At 49.7% G+C, this 16,112-nt stretch carries 20 protein-coding genes; 9 read left to right on the forward strand and 11 right to left on the reverse strand.

What is annotated here, in order from left to right; translation table 11 throughout:
- The first annotated feature begins 46 nt into the window (after positions 1-46).
- The 6 genes from MJZ25_00420 to MJZ25_00445 all read left to right on the forward strand — a co-directional run bounded on the left by MJZ25_00420 (position 47) and on the right by MJZ25_00445 (position 5,273).
- The gene (locus MJZ25_00420) at positions 47-1,291 is read left to right on the forward strand and encodes an FKBP-type peptidyl-prolyl cis-trans isomerase (protein ID MCQ2122631.1); all 1,245 of its coding nucleotides are present in this window, start codon (positions 47-49) and stop codon (positions 1,289-1,291) included.
- A gap of 94 nt (positions 1,292-1,385) precedes the next feature.
- A complete protein-coding gene (locus MJZ25_00425) occupies positions 1,386-1,844 on the forward strand; it encodes an Rrf2 family transcriptional regulator (GenBank protein MCQ2122632.1) in 459 nt (152 codons plus the stop codon).
- Between the two features lie 497 nt (positions 1,845-2,341).
- A complete protein-coding gene (locus MJZ25_00430) occupies positions 2,342-3,622 on the forward strand; it encodes an O-acetylhomoserine aminocarboxypropyltransferase/cysteine synthase (protein MCQ2122633.1) in 1,281 nt (426 codons plus the stop codon).
- Positions 3,623-3,791: 169 nt separating this feature from the next.
- A complete protein-coding gene (gene cysK, locus MJZ25_00435) occupies positions 3,792-4,724 on the forward strand; it encodes a cysteine synthase A (GenBank protein ID MCQ2122634.1) in 933 nt (310 codons plus the stop codon).
- Between the two features lie 80 nt (positions 4,725-4,804).
- Positions 4,805-5,002: a hypothetical protein gene (locus MJZ25_00440; protein MCQ2122635.1), complete on the forward strand. Its 198-nt coding sequence runs from the start codon at positions 4,805-4,807 to the stop codon at positions 5,000-5,002.
- A 10-nt stretch (positions 5,003-5,012) separates the two neighbouring features.
- Positions 5,013-5,273: a hypothetical protein gene (locus tag MJZ25_00445; protein MCQ2122636.1), complete on the forward strand. Its 261-nt coding sequence runs from the start codon at positions 5,013-5,015 to the stop codon at positions 5,271-5,273.
- Here the strand turns inward: MJZ25_00445 and MJZ25_00450 are convergent.
- The 3 genes from MJZ25_00450 to pdxS are packed head-to-tail and all read right to left on the reverse strand — an operon-like array spanning position 5,270 to position 7,736.
- Positions 5,270-6,181: a tRNA 2-thiocytidine biosynthesis protein TtcA gene (locus tag MJZ25_00450; protein MCQ2122637.1), complete on the reverse strand. Its 912-nt coding sequence runs from the start codon at positions 6,179-6,181 to the stop codon at positions 5,270-5,272. The genes MJZ25_00445 and MJZ25_00450 overlap by 4 nt on opposite strands.
- On the reverse strand, positions 6,174-6,824 hold the full coding sequence (gene pdxT / locus MJZ25_00455) for a pyridoxal 5'-phosphate synthase glutaminase subunit PdxT (GenBank protein MCQ2122638.1): 651 nt from the start codon (positions 6,822-6,824) through the stop codon (positions 6,174-6,176). The genes MJZ25_00450 and pdxT overlap by 8 nt, the downstream gene beginning before the upstream one ends.
- Positions 6,825-6,848: 24 nt before the next feature.
- Complete coding sequence (pdxS, locus tag MJZ25_00460) at positions 6,849-7,736, reverse strand: pyridoxal 5'-phosphate synthase lyase subunit PdxS (GenBank protein MCQ2122639.1); 888 nt, start codon at positions 7,734-7,736, stop codon at positions 6,849-6,851.
- A 117-nt stretch (positions 7,737-7,853) separates the two neighbouring features.
- Between pdxS and MJZ25_00465 the strand changes: the two genes are divergently transcribed.
- Positions 7,854-9,329: a PLP-dependent aminotransferase family protein gene (locus MJZ25_00465; protein ID MCQ2122640.1), complete on the forward strand. Its 1,476-nt coding sequence runs from the start codon at positions 7,854-7,856 to the stop codon at positions 9,327-9,329.
- Between the two features lie 128 nt (positions 9,330-9,457).
- Entirely contained in the window at positions 9,458-9,676 is a 219-nt protein-coding gene (locus MJZ25_00470) for a helix-turn-helix domain-containing protein (protein MCQ2122641.1), read from the forward strand.
- Positions 9,677-9,693: 17 nt separating this feature from the next.
- Here MJZ25_00470 and MJZ25_00475 read toward each other — a convergent pair whose 3' ends face one another.
- From MJZ25_00475 to MJZ25_00495, 5 genes are all read right to left on the reverse strand, one after another.
- The gene (locus MJZ25_00475; GenBank protein MCQ2122642.1) at positions 9,694-10,260 is read right to left on the reverse strand and encodes a TetR/AcrR family transcriptional regulator; all 567 of its coding nucleotides are present in this window, start codon (positions 10,258-10,260) and stop codon (positions 9,694-9,696) included.
- A 16-nt stretch (positions 10,261-10,276) separates the two neighbouring features.
- The gene (locus MJZ25_00480) at positions 10,277-11,665 is read right to left on the reverse strand and encodes an alpha-amylase family glycosyl hydrolase (protein MCQ2122643.1); all 1,389 of its coding nucleotides are present in this window, start codon (positions 11,663-11,665) and stop codon (positions 10,277-10,279) included.
- 129 nt (positions 11,666-11,794) lie between these two features.
- Positions 11,795-12,163, reverse strand: a complete 369-nt coding sequence (locus tag MJZ25_00485; GenBank protein MCQ2122644.1) for an antibiotic biosynthesis monooxygenase — start codon at positions 12,161-12,163, stop codon at positions 11,795-11,797.
- Between the two features lie 95 nt (positions 12,164-12,258).
- Positions 12,259-12,978 (reverse strand): hypothetical protein, encoded by a 720-nt coding sequence (locus MJZ25_00490; GenBank protein ID MCQ2122645.1) that lies wholly within the window; start codon positions 12,976-12,978, stop codon positions 12,259-12,261.
- A gap of 10 nt (positions 12,979-12,988) precedes the next feature.
- Positions 12,989-14,059, reverse strand: coding sequence for a carboxymuconolactone decarboxylase family protein (locus tag MJZ25_00495; protein MCQ2122646.1), 1,071 nt, complete (start codon positions 14,057-14,059; stop codon positions 12,989-12,991).
- Between the two features lie 139 nt (positions 14,060-14,198).
- On the opposite strand from MJZ25_00495, the gene MJZ25_00500 reads away from it, so the two are divergent.
- Positions 14,199-15,086: a helix-turn-helix domain-containing protein gene (locus MJZ25_00500; protein ID MCQ2122647.1), complete on the forward strand. Its 888-nt coding sequence runs from the start codon at positions 14,199-14,201 to the stop codon at positions 15,084-15,086.
- A gap of 31 nt (positions 15,087-15,117) precedes the next feature.
- On the opposite strand, the gene MJZ25_00505 is transcribed toward MJZ25_00500, so the two are convergent.
- The 3 genes from MJZ25_00505 to MJZ25_00515 are packed head-to-tail and all read right to left on the reverse strand — an operon-like array spanning position 15,118 to position 16,015.
- The gene (locus MJZ25_00505; GenBank protein ID MCQ2122648.1) at positions 15,118-15,324 is read right to left on the reverse strand and encodes a hypothetical protein; all 207 of its coding nucleotides are present in this window, start codon (positions 15,322-15,324) and stop codon (positions 15,118-15,120) included.
- 2 nt (positions 15,325-15,326) lie between these two features.
- Entirely contained in the window at positions 15,327-15,803 is a 477-nt protein-coding gene (locus MJZ25_00510) for a DUF3990 domain-containing protein (protein MCQ2122649.1), read from the reverse strand.
- Positions 15,800-16,015 (reverse strand): DUF3791 domain-containing protein, encoded by a 216-nt coding sequence (locus MJZ25_00515; GenBank protein MCQ2122650.1) that lies wholly within the window; start codon positions 16,013-16,015, stop codon positions 15,800-15,802. Before MJZ25_00515 ends, MJZ25_00510 begins: the two co-directional genes overlap by 4 nt.
- Between the last annotated feature and the right edge of the window lie 97 nt (positions 16,016-16,112).

Genomic DNA, 16,112 nt, shown 5'->3' on the forward strand with positions numbered 1-16,112 from the left:
TACTCTAAAAAACTAGCATTTTCTATTTTATGAGACAGGAGATATTATGTCTAAATTAAAGATTTTTCTTGTTCTGTTGATGAGTGTGAGCTGTTTCGCCGTTCCTTTCAAAATGGAAACCGTAAAGGAAGGTTCTGGAGACCCGATCCGTGCAGGACAATTGATTAAAGTTCATTACAAAGGATTCCTGTACCAGGATAGCACCAAGTTGACAGAAGTGTCAAAAAATGACTCTGTTGTCGTGGCTGGTTCTGCTGCAACCGACTCTACCGCTGAATCTACCGAAGCTGCTGAAAACGGTCCCTTTGCTGACTCCTATGCAAATGGCGAACCGCTGGAATTCACTATCGGCGTGGGTATGGTGATCCCGGGTTGGGAAAAGGGCCTTATGGGCATGAAGGTTGGCGAAATCCGCAAGCTTTATGTGCCCTACCAGATGGCTTATGGCGAAAACTCCCTGGAAGGCATTCCTGCATACTCCGATCTTTACTTTGAAGTGGAGTTGGTTGCCGCAGAAAAACCCATGGAACCGGACGTATTCCCCAAGAGTGTTGAAGGGCTCAAGTGGAAGGATGCCGCCAAGGGTCTCAAGATTTACGACGAAAAGGTTGGTTCCGGCAAGCCTGCCGCCGTAGGTTCCGTGCTTAAGACTCATTATACCGGCTGGCTTCTTTCTGGCCGTAAGTTCGGTAGCTCCAAGGACATGGGCAAGCCCCTCCAGGTTGTGCTTGGCGCTGGCAAGATGATCAAGGGCTGGGAAGTAGGCCTCGAAGGCATGCGTGAAGGCGGCGTTCGCTGGTTCCGCGTTTCTCCCAACATGGGCTATGGCGCAACAGCCTACTCCATGATTCCCTCCAACTCCACCTTGATCTTCAAGGTGGAACTGGTTTCTGCAGAAATTGACGAAGCTGTGGCTGCCGCCATGGACTTCTTCCCGGATACAACCGCATTGACTTTTGAAAACGGTTCCGAAGGCTTGCGCTACGCTGTAATCAAGCAGGGCGAAGGCGAACCTGCCCAGAAGGGCGACAAGGCTGTGGTCCATTATACCGGATGGCTTACCAATGGCTACAAGTTCGATAGCTCCCGTGACCGTGGCCAGGTATTCAGCTTCCCGCTGGGTGGTGGCCGTGTGATCCGCGGTTGGGAACTGGGTGTTCAGGGTATGCTTCCGGGTGAAAAGAGAATCTTGATCGTTCCGCCGGGAATTGGTTACGGCAACCGCGCCGCAGGTCCGATTCCAGCAGGCTCTACTTTGATCTTCGCCGTGGAATATCTGGGTAACGAATAGTTCTAGAATCGAAAGCCTACAAATCCTATAGTTTTTCAAGGAAAAACGCTCGTTTGGGCGTTTTTCTTTTTATCTTTAATGGTGGAGGCGCAAAATGCGAATTTCTACTAAAGGCCGTTATGCTTTGCGTGTGATGATTGACCTGGCTAAGAATGGCCGTGACAATTACGTGAAACTGCAGGAACTGTCAGCCCGTCAGCAAATCTCTGAAAAGTACCTGGAAGGCATTCTGGGAACTTTGGTGCGCAGCAAGCTTTTGGAAGGTGCCCGCGGCAAGGGCGGTGGCTACAAGCTTAAGTGCGAACCTTCGGAATGCAGCGTGTGGGATATTCTCTCCCTGACGGAAACCTCGGTGGCGCCTGTAGCCTGCCTGGACGACAAGGAGAACAAGTGCGAACGCGCCGGCATTTGCATTACGCTTCCGGTGTGGAAGGAACTGGACGGCATTATCCGCGGTTACCTAGAGGGAGTTAAGCTGGACCAGTTTGTGCGTGGTGTTGAAGCCGCCGATGGCAAAATGCCCGACGATAAAATCTGGAGCTGCGGGCTCTAGAATTTAAACGACTCGGGGCGTTGCACTCGTCGTATCTCTAAAAAGCTGGTGAAAACCGGCTTTTTTTATTTGTACTAAACCTGCGAATTTTTGCGAAAAAGGACGAATTATAGCCTTTCTTAAGGATTGGTTATAGTTAAAATCTATAGAAAACAAAGAAAAGTGAAAAAAAAGTTATAGTTTTCCTGCAAAACCTATTGGATGAGTAGGAAATTGTTTTTAACTTGTACCTGTCGGTTTGAAAACCTACAAAACTTATAGGAAAGACGGACCGAAAAATTTGTACGGAGAAATAAAAATGGATTTTAAAACTTATCTGAGAAATGACCGGCGATGTCGAGCCGGATTCCGAATGCGAGGCTAACGCATTAAACCAAAGCCCCGAGCAAAACGCTCGCAAAACAGCCGGCGGGCTAAAACGCGAAAAAAACTTGGAGACTTGAGGTATTGCCTCGAACCTGGAACCTCGAGCCTCGAACCTAAAAAGGAATTAAATCATGTCTCAGAATCTTCACTTTGAAACTCTTCAGCTCCACGTTGGCCAGGAATCCGCAGACCCCGCAACCGATTCTCGCGCAGTTCCTATTTACGCAACCACCTCTTACGTTTTCCACAACTCCCAGCATGCCGCTGACCGTTTCGGCCTTCGCGATGCCGGTAACATTTACGGTCGCTTGACCAACTCCACCCAGGGCGTTTTCGAACAGCGTATCGCTGCCCTGGAAGGTGGTTCCGCAGCTCTCGCCGTTGCATCCGGTGCTGCTGCCATTACTTATGCCATTGAAGCTCTCGCTCAGGCTGGCGATCACGTGGTTGCCCAGAAGACCATTTACGGTGGCTCCTACAACTTGCTGAAGCACACCTTGGCTCCTTTCGGCGTCAGCACTTCTTTCGTTGACACTCACAACCTGGCTGAAGTGGAAGCTGCCATCAAGGAAAACACCAAGATCCTTTACCTGGAAACTCTTGGTAATCCCAACTCTGATGTTTCTGATATTGACGCACTTATTGAACTCGGTCACAAGCACGGCCTCGCCGTTATCGTCGACAACACCTTCGGCACTCCGTATCTGTTCCGCCCCATCGAACACGGCGCAGACGTTGTTGTTCATTCCGCTACTAAGTTCATCGGCGGTCACGGTACCACTCTCGGCGGCATCATCATTGAATCCGGTAAGACCAACTGGAAGTCTGGCAAGTTCCCCACCATCGCTAACCCCAACGTGAGCTACCACGGCGTAAGCTTCGCCGACGCTGTTCCGGGTGCCGCATTCGTGACCTACATCCGCGCCATTCTCCTTCGCGACCAGGGCGCTGCAATTTCCCCGTTTGCTGCATGGGCTCTCATCCAGGGTACTGAAACCTTGTCCCTGCGTATCGAACGCCATGTGGAAAATACCAAGAAGGTTGTGGAATTCCTTTCCAAGCACCCGAAGGTTGCATCCGTTAGCCACCCCAGCCTGCCGTCTCATCCGGATCACGAAAACTTCAAGAAGTATTTCCCCAAGGGTGGCGCCTCCATCTTTACCTTTGAAATCAAGGGCGGTCAGGCCGAAGCCTGGAAGTTCATTGATAGCCTGAAGATCTTTAGCCTCTTGGCAAACGTTGCCGATGTGAAGAGCCTGGTGATTCATCCGTACACCACCACTCATTCCGAACTGAACGAAGAAGAATTCAAGGAACAGAATATCACTCCGTCCACCATCCGCCTCTCCATCGGTACCGAACACATCGATGACATTATTGCGGACCTCGCTCAGGCACTGGAACAAGTGTAAATAGACGAGAGAACGTTCGCTGTGCTCACTACAGACGAGAGACGAAAGAAAAATAATGACGGCGGAGCCGTTTAATATAGAGCGCCTTTGGCGCCAAATTAAATCTCTCGTCTTTCGTCTACCAGGGGCAACGCCCCGGTCTAAAACCTAAACATAAAGGAATTTCAAAATGTCTAAGATTTATACTTCTGCAGATCAGCTGATTGGTCACACTCCTCTTCTGGAACTTACTCACATCGAAGCCGCTAACAATCTCGGTGCGAAGGTTCTGGCAAAGCTTGAATATTTCAACCCCGCTGGCTCCGTGAAGGACCGTATCGCCAAGGGCATTCTGGATGACGCTGAAAAGTCCGGCAAGCTGAAGCCCGGTGCAGTGATTATCGAACCGACCTCCGGTAACACTGGCATTGGCCTTGCTTCCGTTGCTGCAGCCCGCGGCTACCGCATCATCATCGTGATGCCCGAAACCATGAGCGTTGAACGCCGCCAGATCATCAAGGCCTACGGTGCAGAACTTGTTCTTACCGAAGGCGCCAAGGGCATGAAGGGTGCTATCGCCCGTGCCAACGAACTGGCTGCAGAAATTCCTAACAGCTTTATCCCGGGCCAGTTCGTGAACCCGGCAAACCCGGCAACTCACCGTGCCTCTACCGGCCCGGAAATCTGGGAAGACACCGACGGTAAGGTGGATATCTTTGTTGCCGGTGTGGGTACCGGTGGTACCGTCACGGGCGTTGGCGAATATCTGAAGTCCCAGAACCCCAACGTGAAGGTTGTGGCTGTTGAACCCGCTTCCTCTCCGGTACTTTCCAAGGGTGTTGCTGGCGCTCACAAGATCCAGGGCATTGGCGCAGGTTTCGTTCCTGACACCTTGAACACCAAGGTCTACGACGAAATCATCGCAGTAGAAAACGAAGCCGCATTCGAAGCCGGTCGCGAAATCGGCCACAAGGAAGGCGTGCTGGTAGGTATCTCTTCTGGTGCCGCTCTCTGGGCTGCCAAGGAACTGGCTAAGCGTCCGGAAAACAAGGGGAAGACCATCGTGGCTTTGCTCCCGGATACCGGCGACCGCTACCTCTCTACCGCACTGTTCGCTGAATAGTTTTTTGTCCTATCTGTGTTAATGAATTAAGCGCCAGGAAGTTCCATTAGCTTTCTGGCGCTTTCCTTTTAGGAGGTTTTATGATACCCTTAGAAATTCTGCCTACGTTTTTATTCTACAGTTTTATTGCAAGTATTACGCCAGGTCCTGCAAATTTAAGTTCCCTTTCGCTGGCGCTGAGCCGCGGAAAAAATGTGGCTCTCAAGCAATGGGTGGGGCTGTTCACAGGCTTTACTATTGTGTCCCTGATTTCAGGATTCGTAGCTTTCTTTGTATGAACCGCATTGAATGAATACGCAAAAGTTTTATGTGAAGATTATGTTCTTTTGCGTGACTGTTCAGACCACATTTTTGCTGCCCTATAATCACAGCTTACTTTCTGTTCTGTTGTTGGCTTTGCTCTTGCCCTTTATTGGACCCGTTTGCAATCTGGCGTGGCTTTTTACCGGAGCCGCCTTGCAACGATTCTTTGTCCATTACCAAAAGCAAGTGAACGCAGTAATGGCGGGGTCGTTGGTGCTTTGCGCAGCAAGCATTGTGTTGAATTAGGATTTATCGTAATCTTCCAGAAAACTGTGCTGTTCGCCGCCGGCTTTGTAGCCGGGAAAGGTCTCGATGCACACGGCGTGAACGCTGTTGAAAATATTCTTTTCGATATTGGGGTTGATTCGCTTGAGGCGCTTGATCAACTCCTTTGTTTCTTTACGTTTGCTGACGCTTACGATGTCTCCGTTGGCGGAATTGCCACTGCCGTTGCCGCCGGCATTGTCAATGGCGCAGGCTTCCTGCTCTGCAGTGCGTGAAGTCATGCGGCAGGCGCACTGGATGAATTCCAGGCAGTTGTATTTTGTCCAGTTGACAATGTCCTGCTCGTTGATACAGTACATGGGGCGAATCAGTTCCATGCCGTCAAAATTCTGGCTGCGAAGCTTGGGCATCATGCCCTGCAGTTGCGCGCCGTAGAACATGGCCATGACGGTGGTTTCGATGACGTCGGACATGTGGTGGCCTAAGGCAATCTTGTTGCAACCCATATCCTTTGCCATGTGGTACAGATGACCGCGGCGCATCTTGGCGCAAACATAGCAAGGAGACTTGACCACCTTTTCGGTAACGTCAAAAATGTTGGTCTCGAAAACCGTGATGGGAATTTCCAGCAGGGCGGCGTTGCTCTCGATCTTTTCCCGATTCACCTTGTTGTAGCCCGGATCCATTACCAGGTACTTGACTTCAAACTGAAAATCCGTGTGGCGCAAAAGCATCTGCATCAGCTTGGCCAGCAGCATGGAATCCTTGCCGCCCGAAATGCAGACCGCAATTTTGTCTCCTTCTTCGATCAGCTTGTATTTCTTGATGGCCGTGATGAAGGGCGTCCAGAGACGTTCGCGATAAGTGGTGGAAATGCTACGTTCCACCTTCTGCACAAAGGAAAGTTCTCTTTTCTGTTTCTCAGCCATCAATGGCAAAGTTAGAAAAAATCATTTTCAGGAAGTGCTGATGAATTCTCGTGTCTTCGTTCAGTTCCGGATGGAAGGTGATTCCCAGTTGGTTCTTGTAGCGGACTGCGACTATTTTATGATCAACTTCCGCAAGGACTTCCACGCCTTCGCCGGCGCTTGAAACCACGGGGGCGCGGATGAAGGTCATGGGGATGGTGGCGTCGGTGGCGTTCGTGATTCCTTTGAAGGGCTGTTCCGCGAAGAAACTTCCCAGCTGGCGGCCGTAGGCGTTACGCTGCACGGTGACGGGCAGTGTGCCGAAATAGACGTTGCCATCGTTGGAAAGTTTCTGTGCCAGAAGGATGAGGCCTGCGCATGTTCCCAAGACGGGGAGACCGTCCTGAATCAACTTTTTCAGCGGTTCGAAAAGTTCCAAATCCTTCAGCAGTTTGCCTTGGACGGTGCTTTCGCCGCCTGGAAGGACGAGACCATCGAAAGGAAACTTCCCGCTCTTGGTTTCCGAAGGATCGCGATTCAAATCAGAAAGCTGACGGATTTCGAATGTCTTTGCGCCAAGGCTTTCCAGAATTCTGCGGTGTTCAATAAATGCACCCTGCACGGCAAGGACGCCGATGACAGGGGCTTTTTTCGTTTGAGTCATTGAGCCTCCTTTAAGGCTGCAAAATTACTTGCCGCGTTCGGCCATGAGCAATGCGATTTCCTGCTCGTTGATGCCCACCATGGCTTCGCCAAGGTCTTCGGAAAGTTTTGCGATGAGCTTTGCGTCAGTGTAGTTGGTGACGGCCTGGACGATTGCCTGTGCGCGTTTTTCAGGATTGCCGGATTTGAAGATGCCGGAACCCACGAACACGCCTTCAGCGCCCAGCTGCATCATGAGGGCTGCATCGGCGGGAGTTGCCACGCCACCTGCGGCGAAGTTCACTACCGGCAACTTGCCGTTGTCATGAACGTACTTCACGAGGGCGTAGGAAACCTGGAGTTCCTTGGCGCGGTTGTAGAGTTCGTCTTCACGCATGGAGGTGAGACGAGCGATTTCCTGCTGCATCAAACGCATGTGGCGCACAGCCTGCACGATGTCGCCAGTACCCGGTTCACCCTTGGTACGGATCATGGAAGCGCCTTCTTCAATACGGCGGAGAGCTTCGCCCAAGTCCTTAGCGCCGCAAACGAAGGGCACCTGGAAATCCCGCTTATTGATGTGGAAAATGTCATCGGCGGGAGAGAGCACTTCGCTTTCGTCGATGTAGTCAATTTCAATAGCCTGAAGAATCTGGGCTTCGGCAAAATGACCGATACGGCACTTGGCCATGACCGGGATGGATACGGCGTCCTGAATGCCCTTGATCATCTTGGGGTCGCTCATGCGGCTAACGCCACCAGCAGCACGGATGTCGGCAGGAATGCGTTCCAGGGCCATGACGGCGCAGGCACCTGCGGCTTCTGCAATCTTTGCCTGTTCCGGAGTGGTCACGTCCATGATGACGCCACCTTTCAGCATTTGGGCAAGATTCTTGTTCAGTTCGTAACGGTCTGCGATATACTTTTCGGTCATAATGGACTCCTTTTGTTTGTTTTCGGACCCTAATTTACCCTTTTCATTGACATTGTTAAATATTCAATTTTCTACTTTTATAACAAGGTCAGATTAAGGTCAGTTTAAGGTCAGATTATGCTTAGTTACGACATGACAAAAAATGGTTCCGATTCTTTGTACCACTATTTGTATAAGTGCATCAAGAATGACGTTCTTCAGGGAACTTTGTCGGCGGGGGATAAATTGCCCACGAAGCGTCCCTTTGCGGAACATCTTGGTGTCAGCGTGATTACTGTGGAAAATGCCTATGCCCAGTTGCTGACCGAGGGCTTTATTTATTCTGAACCCCGCAAGGGCTTTTTCGTTGCGGATATTGCCGAGAAGTTGAAAAACTCTGGACTTGCTGCGTCGTTATCGCAACAAAATTTTCCTGAATCTCGAGAGTCTCGCCGCAGTTCTACATCCGGCGAATTGTCTCTTCACTTTCAAAAACATCAGTCTCGCGCCCGCGGCAAAATTATTGCGGACTTTACCAGCAATCAGTCTGAAACTTCCGCATTCCCCTTCTCCACCTGGGCGAAAATCATGCGTAAGGTTTTGTGCGAACAGCAAAATGAACTGCTGGAACGTTCTCCCTACGGAGGCGTTTTGCCCCTCCGTGTGGCCATCGCCAAAATGCTGAAGGGCTCTCGCAATTTGGATGTTTCTCCAGACCAGATTATCGTGGGCGCCGGTACGGATTATTTGTACAGTTTACTAGTTCAGTTGCTGGGTTTTGATAAAAAGTATGGCGTGGAAGATCCGGGCTACAGCAAGATTTCGAAAATCTATCGCAAACTGAATGTGGTGTGCAACTTTATCCCTCTGGACGAACAGGGTGTGCGCATCGACCAGTTGGAAGAAACCTGCACCGACGTGGTTCATCTTTCGCCGTCCCACCATTTCCCTACGGGTATCGTGACGCCGGTGAGTCGCCGTTATGAACTGTTGAGCTGGGCGGCAAAATCCAGCAACCGCTACATTGTGGAAGACGATTACGATAGCGAATTCCGCATGGTGGGCAAGCCCATTCCCGCCCTGCAGAATATTGATGTCCAGGAAAAGGTGGTGTACATCAATTCCTTCTCCAAGACGTTGGCGTCAACAGTTCGCGTAAGCTATATGGTGTTGCCCAGGAGCCTCGCGGAAAAATTCTACAAGGAATTCAGTTTCTATACCTGCACCGTTTCCAACTTTGAACAGTTGGCTCTTGCCCGCTACATTGGCGAAGGCCATTTCGAAAAGCATGTGAACCGCATGCGTAATTTTTACCGCCATCGTCGCGACGCTCTGCTTTCCGCCATTCGCAAATCCAAGCTACGCGATTTCGCCGCCATCTCCGAAGAAGATGCGGGCCTTCACTTTATTCTGAAAATCAACACCGCCCTCTCCGACGAAGAATTCTGCAGCGCCGCTAAGGAAAAGGGGGTTGTCATCGGGGCCCTATCGGATTACTACACCCAGGCCGAACCTTCTGCCCATCAGTTCATTATGAACTACTCCGCCGTGCCCGAAAGGCAAATGCCCAGGGCCATGGAAAAGCTGTACGAAGTGGTGAAGTCTATCTCCTAAATAGGCTTGTCTTCCGACTGCGATTAGATTCTCTTTGCTGAGGCTTAAATTTCTGTGTATAAAGGATTTTTTACCATAAAATTGCGATATTACGGATATTTATTCTACAAATGAGGAAATAATGACTATTGAAAAAAGAAGTTTTTAGTCTAGATAATCTTGCCTGCGAATGTGTGGGTTTTATGGTAGACGAGGCAACGATGCAGTCTCCTTCCGGTAGAAAAGATGTGCTGTTCAATGCCTTTATTTCCGAGGAATTGAACTTCCCCGACATGAGCTTCTTTGGAAAATTCTTCAAGCGCATTGTAGGCGTGTCGCCCAAAACATTCCGCACCCAGCGGGATTGACGGTTATAATTGAAACTTTACGAGAAGATGCCGTGCATGAACTGATGGCAGATTTCAAAGGCGTCTCTGTCGTTCAACTTGATCATCTTGTTGAAATAGGCCTGGATGCTTGCGTTGATGATGCCGAGGAATGTGTAGGCGTAACGCTGATGGCGACCCTTCATGTTGCCGTGATCTTTGCTTGCTGCAAGGAAAAGCTCTGAGAGCGCAGTCCACTGTTTTTCACAGAGGGGGAGGACTTCGTCGTGGATATCGCCTTCGGTAGGGGTGTTGCTCATGCACAAGAACCAGGCGTAGAATTCCGCATTATTCTTGGCGAATTCGAAGTACACGCGGGCGACGGATTCCAGGGAGCGCACGATGTCGTGCTGGTACACAACTGCGGTTTCGAAATCCTTCCAGAAAATTTCCAGATGAGTACTGAGGAGGGCGTTCAGAAGGCCCCGCTTATTTCCGAAGTAATGGTACAGCGTGGGCTTGCCCACTCCTGCGGCGTCTGCGATTTTTTGCACGCCGGTAGCATCGTAGCCTTCCTTGCGGAAAAGGATCAGGGCCTGCTGCAATAAAACTTCTTTTGTGGTCATGATTCAAATATACTTTTTATGTACCGCTAGGTACAAGGATGCGGCCCCACTTGGGCGGAATTACGACGGTAATTTTGCTGTTGCTGATTTTGATGAAATCGTTGGAAAGAAGGTCTCGCAGATTTTCTAAGGAATTCATTTGAGGCGTGCGCGCATAATGATTGCGCAAGTCAATTTCAAATTGAACGGGTGTGTCTTGAAGATTTATAAGAACAAGGGCATCGCCATTTTGGTGTGTTCGCCAGAAGGCCAATTGTTGGGAGTGAACGAATTCCTGTTGATAGCCGCCTTCGCGCAAGGCGTCGCAATCCAGGCGGATGGCGGCGAGCCTGCGGATTTCTACCAAAAGGTTTTCCTGCCCTGCGGGAATGCCCTGGTCTATTTCGTCGAAACTTGGTCTCAGGTTCCAATCGTCACTTCCGCCTTTGACTGCGTTCCTGGCGAATTCCTCGCCGTAATAAATAGTGGGCACTCCTGGCATGGTGTAAAACAGCAGATGCTGAACGAAATTGTCTGCCTTGTTTTTTAAGATGCTGTAGATTCGGCTGACGTCGTGGTTCTCGTTGAACAGCTGAAGCCTTGCTCCCTTGCAGCTTCCGCCTCGGTCATCAAAAAGCTGGTTCAGGTTGTAGGCCAGTTCAAACATGTTCTTGTCGTTGATGGAACTCCAGCAGGATTTATAGGTCTGGTAATTGGTGACGGAATTCAGCCCCGCTTCAAGCCATCGCCTGGGGTCTCCAAAGACCACTTCCCCCATCATCCAGAAATCCCCACGTTTTTGATGGCAGGCGGTTGCTAAGTGGCGTAGAAATTCCCGGTCCATATCCTCGGCAGCGTCAATGCGGATTCCGTCGATGCCGAATTCATCCATCCAGAATTCCGCACAATGAATCAGCTCCCTTTCCACTTCGGGATTTCGCAGATTGAACGCCGGCAGTTCCTGGAAACCGGCCCAGCAATCCACCGTAAAGGAATCGCCGCAAAGGTTGGGCGTATTGAATCGCGGATTGCGATACCAGCCTGCGTAGGTTGAATTTTGGCCTTTTTCCCGCAGGTCCCTATAGGCGAAATGATGTCTGGAGGAATGGTTCCAGACGGCGTCGAAAAACACCTGGAAACCGGCGTCGTGAAAATCACTGACCATTTTCTTTAGGTCGTCGTTGTTGCCCATTCGCGGATCCACCTGGTACATGTCTGTTACGTCATAGCCGTGGGTTTCGCTTTTAAAAACGGGACCCAGCAGGATGGAATCAGCCCGCAGACTTTGCAAGTGGGGGATGAGGGCGGTAAGTTGGCGGATGTTCCTGTATTTCGCCCGGTTCGTGTTTGCTTTGGAATCGCGGCCGTCTTCAGTCTCTCGTAATGCGCCTAGCGGAAATACATGGTAAATGTGGTTTGGTCTCACGGAATCCTCCTTGAAAGCATTATATACCGTTCGGTATATTAAATTTAGTATACCGATTGGTATATTGTCAAGGGGGCGAAAAAAAAGGAACGCTTTCGCGCTCCTTCCTTCTCTCTCATTTTTTAGTTCTTACTTATTCGCAATTTCTGAGCTGATGGACATTAGCGGGTTTAGCGGGTCGGTGTCAATCAAGTCAAGGTGCTTCACCATGTGGAGGGTGCCTTGCTTGTACTTCTGGAAATGTTCCGAAGCGATGTGCTTTTTGTAGGCATCCTGGCTGGCGTAGATTTCAAGAATGTAGAGGGCATTCTTGTCGCGTTTGAGGCCCATGGGGTACATGCAGATGACGCCCGGTTCCGTACGCATGCTGGTGGCGCCGACTTCAAGAGCCATGGCCATGTACTGGTCGTGATATTCCGGGTGAATCTCGATGTAGGACAGGCGAACGATGCGGTCGCTTTCCATGGACTGTTTTGCAACTTGACTGGATTTTGCCATAGCCATTCCTGTAGCTAGAAGAAGTGCGAATAGAAATAAGAGTTTTTTCATGATTTTTGAATGTGCCGCCGCTGCGGCGATTTGAAATTATAACTTTAAAATTCAGCTTTCAGCCAGTTTTTGATTTTGGTTTCGCGGCTAGAGAAATCTGCAGCCTTTATAGAAAGACTTGTGGTGAAGTTGCTGCCGGGAAGCAAGCGCTTGGCGTCGGCTTCTACTCCGCTGATTCCGCTGGAATGGCTACTGACAATAAGGCCTACTTTTTTATTTGCAAGATCCTTGCTGTTCTTGAAAAGATAGGTTTGCATGGGAGCGGCCATTTGGCTCCACCAGAGAGGCGCAACGATGATCACCTCGCTGTAATTTGCGAAGTTTACTTCGGTGCTGACGGTGATAGCGGGGTAGCTGCTTTCGTCATCGGGATTCTTATTGATGGCGTCAATAAGGGCATCGCCGATGGCGTAATTGTTGGCTGCGAAATCTGCCTTTTCTACAGGAGAAATTTCCACCACGTCGGCAGAAATCATTCCAGTCAAAGTTTCTACGACAGCCTTGCTGTTCCCGGTGAAGGAGTAGTAAGCGACTAGCATCTTTTCGGAAGCTGCAGAGTCAACGGCAGGTACGTCTGCTTCTGTAGAATCTGCGACACTCTCGCTAGAATCCACGCGATCCTCATTTGTGCTAGAAGAACTTGCAACGCTTTTGACTTCACTTGAACCTGCGACATCATCCTTTGCGTTAGAGCTGGAGTCGTCGCCGCAGGCGTTCAGGAGGAACACCACCGTCGCACTCAACAAGAACAGTAATTTTTTCATACCGCCTCAATTACGGAAGCTTGTTATATACTTCATCAACTACAGGTTCCAACCATTCGTTGCTGGCGTTTTCGCCAACGTGGGTGTGGTAAGTCAAGTGCTGGAACCAGGAATCCTTGGCGGCACCGTGCCAGTGCTTTTTGCCTTCGGGAATGGCCACCACAGTGCCCGGCGTCATTTCAAGAGGTTCCTTGCCTTCTTCCACATACCAGCCGCGGCCTGAAACAGCAATCAAGACCTGCACCTGGTTGTGATGGATGTGCCAGTTGTTGCGGCAGGCCGGTTCAAACGTCACGTTGGTGGGGCCGCCATTTTCTGCGTCCATAGGGGCCAAGTAACTGTTGCCGATAAAGTACTTTGCGTAATTTACGTTAGGCACACCGCGAGGCCACGGGGAATCTCCACCGTACATGCCAGGAATCAACTTGGCGTCCTGCAAAGTCATGGTAATGCTTTCCACCTGCTGATCCGTAAGGCCAGCCTTCTTTGCGCCAGCCTTATGTGCTGCCAGCTGGGGGTGAACTCCGTCCATGCCGCTGAGGGCTGCAACTGTCACCAGTTCGCGTTCCGGCATAGTCAAGTTGTCGCGGGCGAAAATGTCGCCGAACAAATGCGCCTTCAGGTAGTAATCCGTTGCAGGAGCGAATGTGTTGTTCACCTTGCCGAACAACTTCGTCTGAACTTCGGTACCGGCCTTCAGGGAGTTGTAATTCTTGGGCAGTGGCGAAGCGTCCTTGCCTTCGGCGGTTTTCTTGCCGGCGGCCCTGCGTTCATCCAGAACCTTCTGCAAAGTTCCGAGGGCATTCAGGGAGCGCGGGAAACCGGTGTAGGCATAAAGCTGGGAAAGGGCTTCCTTCACCTGGCTTACGGTGAGGCCTTCGTCCAGACCCTTGTCGATGGCTTTGCTAAGTTTTGCCAAGTCGCCCTGGGCTTCCAGGCAGGCGATAATGGCCATGTCCTGCTGCTGAATGGTAAGAACGTTTTTCATAATCTGTGCGTTTGTGGTGGTGGCGAATGCGGCAGAAATTGCGACCGCCACACCCATGGATTTTACGAAAGTTTTAAAAAATGCAGTTTTCATAGTTATGAATTTACCAAAAGACTAGTTTTAATTCACTACCCAAAACAAATGAATTTCTACCAAAAACGCAGATTTTATATATAAAAATTTGATTTTATAACCTTTTTTCCTATATTCAGGACGTAAAAAATGGTATAGAATGAAAATTCTCAAAGTCGATAATCCCAATGTTTTTGCCCGTCATGTGAGCGCTCCGGAGATTCACCCCCTCATCAGCGTGATTCATTTTGACGAGCTCGCGCCTTTTCCCCATAGCATGAACAATTATGGTGTGTATGGGCTGTTCATCCAGCGGGAATTTCCCAAGTCCCTGGTTTACGGCACCAAGACGATTCAGGCCAGCGGCTCTTCCATTATTGCGGTGGCGCCAGGGCAGCTTGGCGGTTCCAGGGAAGGCGGCAATGGCATCGCGTTGAGTGGCTGGGCGGTGCTTTGGTCGCCGGAACTTTTGGAGGATTCGTCCCTGGAAAAGCAGATGAAGGATTACGAGTTCTTCTCCTACTTTTTTGCGGATTCCCTGCAGATTGATCCTGCGGAGTGGCAGGCCATTACTCAGCTGGCGTCGCAGTTGCGTTCCGAGTTGCAGCAGCACGAAGACGGCGCGCCTCTCAGGAGCATTGTGCAGTCGTACCTTCACTTGATTCTTGAATATTGCAAGCGGGCTTACTTGCGCCAAAGTGCAAACGGAAACGACGGCGACAACGATATTTTAAAACGGTTCCATACGCTTCTGGAAAAATATTACCGCGACGAAAAACAGAAAATTCACGGAGTACCTTCGGTGGCCTACTGCGCCCGGGAACTGGCCTACTCTCCGCGCTATTTTGGCGATTTGGTCCACAAGGCAACAGGCGGCAGCGCCATCGGTTACATCCATTCCTTCGTCATTAACCAGAGCAAGAATTTTTTGATGAAGGGCCTTTCCATCGGCGAGACCGCACAACTGCTGGGCTTTAGCTACCCACACCATTTTACAAGACTGTTCAAGAACGTGACGGGGCTGACTCCAAGCGAATTTATGAAGTAGATTTATCCGAGGCGAACTTTCGGGAGTTTACCTATTTTCGGCAAATAAGCTCTGCCAAAATTTTATAATCCATGTATTGGATGCCGTAGGTTCCCTGGTTGATTTCCCTGGAAAGATTGCTGCTGTAGTAAATGTCCATGGCCTGTTCAAGGGAAATATTTTGGATTTCTGAAATACGGTTTATGATGCGTTCTTCAAGGCGTTCTTGATAAAGTTTTTCCAAGACATTTTCGTTCATGACTACACCTTTTTAGAACATTGGAATACGAGAACTTTCTCTATGGCATTCTGGGTAACAAAACACAGTTGATCAAAGGTCGGATATGCTTTGATTTCCTTTATAGCCCTGTCGATGTCCCAGACTCCAGAATGGAACATGTCAACAACACGAAATACTTTGTCATCGGCCACTTTGCCTTTGATAATGTCATATTGAAGGAATTCTGTTCCTCCATCACGACAATTACAAACAAACTTTATCCAATCCTGAAGACTCTCTCCAAAATCCAGAAACTTTAAGCCGGAAAAATCATCGCTCATCTGGTATGTGTTGAGAATCGCCGTTTCTGGGAAAAGTAAAGCCTTTCGTTTGGCCCACCTAATGGCTTGTTCTTTTACCGATGTGACGTAAAAACCCTTGCCGAAATCTAGTGCTCGAAAAGAATGCTCAACATCAGGTTTTTGTACAATCTGGTTGGACCCATGGTAAACAATCATATCGCAACTCCCTGCTTTTTCAAGAAGGTTTCGATGTCATTGACTACATATTCTGTGCTTTGGGTATGCAGAACATCGAAGAATGGCACAATGAGGTCCTTGATGCAGGAAGATTCGTTCAACTTCCTGTACACATCCGATGGTTGTTCATTCCACTTGTTAGCACAAGCGTGAATCATGTAGATGGTAAATTCAAAGGATTCTTTATTCATTTTATGACCTATGGGACCGTGCACTACTTAATATACATTTTTTTAAAGGGAATATTTTTGCTGTCGCTTGGTTGTTATTAAACCGAGTGAAGTGCCA

It is taken from the genome of Fibrobacter sp. (assembly GCA_024399065.1).
Classification (GTDB): Bacteria; Fibrobacterota; Fibrobacteria; order Fibrobacterales; family Fibrobacteraceae; genus Fibrobacter.